2 protein-coding genes and 1 pseudogene are annotated in these 1,496 nt (G+C 33.4%); 1 reads left to right on the forward strand and 2 read right to left on the reverse strand.

What is annotated here, in order from left to right:
- Window positions 1–605, forward strand: a pseudogene (locus DMP16_RS09805) (aminomethyl-transferring glycine dehydrogenase subunit GcvPB); the annotation flags it as partial.
- Here DMP16_RS09805 and DMP16_RS09810 read toward each other — a convergent pair.
- Together DMP16_RS09810 and DMP16_RS09815 are read right to left on the reverse strand one after the other, a co-directional pair.
- The gene (locus tag DMP16_RS09810; protein WP_069281856.1) at window positions 598–1,026 is read right to left on the reverse strand and encodes a signal peptidase I; all 429 of its coding nucleotides are present in this window, start codon (window positions 1,024–1,026) and stop codon (window positions 598–600) included. The pseudogene DMP16_RS09805 and the gene DMP16_RS09810 sit on opposite strands and share 8 nt — an antisense overlap.
- On the reverse strand, window positions 1,007–1,336 hold the full coding sequence (locus DMP16_RS09815) for a 3CxxC-type zinc finger protein (protein WP_069281853.1): 330 nt from the start codon (window positions 1,334–1,336) through the stop codon (window positions 1,007–1,009). The genes DMP16_RS09810 and DMP16_RS09815 overlap by 20 nt, the downstream gene beginning before the upstream one ends.
- Window positions 1,337–1,496 lie beyond the last annotated feature (160 nt).

Below are 1,496 nucleotides of genomic sequence, written 5' to 3' on the forward strand. Positions count from 1 at the left end.
ATATCTTGGATACATTTCAATATAGTTTGAGTAAAATTCCAAAAAATACCATAGGAAAAATAGCCACTTTCTACGGAAATGTAGGGAACCTAGCGAGAAGTTATACTTATATTTTAGGATTAGGTCCTCAAGGAGTTCAAGCTGTAGGTAAGATGAGTACACTAGCTACAAACTACTTAATAGCCAAACTTAAGGAAGTTAAAGAATTAGAGTTAATTGCACCCAACAGACCTAGAAAGCACGAAGTAGTATTTAGTGCGAAACCGTTAGCTGATAAATATGGCGTAACTGCAAACGACATTGCTAAGGCTCTATTAGATAATGGATTTTATGCCCCGACCATTTACTTCCCGCCTATCATTGAAGAGTCGTTAATGATAGAACCTACTGAGACTGAAACGAAGGAAACACTAGATCAATTTGCAGATGTTTTGAAAAAGATTGTGGAAATTGCTAAAACTAATCCTAAAGCAGTAATGGATAGCCCTAGTAATACTTCAATAAAGAGACTTGATCAAGTATATGCTAATCATCCTACTAGTATAACGCCTACATATAGAGTGTTAAGGCTAAGAAAATTAGGCAAAATATCTTCACTTAAATAATAGAGGAAAACAATATTGAAATGTATCCAAGATATGGTATTGAAAATGTTACGTTATCTACTTCTAAAACTTTTCCAACAACTAGGTTATGAGGTATACCATTTATTGGCTCTAACCCTATTCTATTATCCGGTAAAGGATTAGTTATTTTATCTACACCTTGCGTTACATAATTACTATCTTGATTTATCCCTATTACCCTGTGAATTACGTAATTATTATAATATGGTGATCTATATATTATAATATTTCCTACTTGTACATTAACAGGCTGAGTATAGAAGGTCAGCGCTCCATTTTGAAATACAGGATACATTGAGACACCTTCTACGCTTGCACTCTGGACTATATTAGAGAACATTATGACGTATATTAAGGCTATAATTAGAATTATTGCAATATCACTCTTCTTCATCTTCATCAAGATCACTTAAATCCAATTCTATTACCTCTCCCTCTTCTTCTTTTTGGCTAGAATCCTTAGACTCGATTTTCTTTACGCCTTTTTTCCCTTCAATTTCTACGGAAGAACCTCCAGCCTTAATCTTAGATACTACTGCTTTCCATTTATTACCACAATTACTACATGTAAATGAACCCATTACGGTTATTGTTATTCTTCCGTAGGAATCTGGAAGTGGAGATATCAATTGCCACGTCTTATCTGGCTTCTCAGCCCTATTACCACAGTTTGGGCAAACGTATGGGTCAGATTGTTTCTTTTTTGGCATCAATTCTATAGTCTTTTAAAGGGATTTTAAAAATATCTGTATAACTATAGCAATAACCAGAAATGGCGAACCAGAATATATTACTTTTAATCCATTTTTATATAATAAAATAAAATCACAAAACAACGACATTATCAACACAATATCTAACCAAACAGAT

The organism is Sulfolobus sp. B1 (assembly GCF_007050195.1).
Classification (GTDB): Archaea; Thermoproteota; Thermoprotei_A; order Sulfolobales; family Sulfolobaceae; genus Saccharolobus.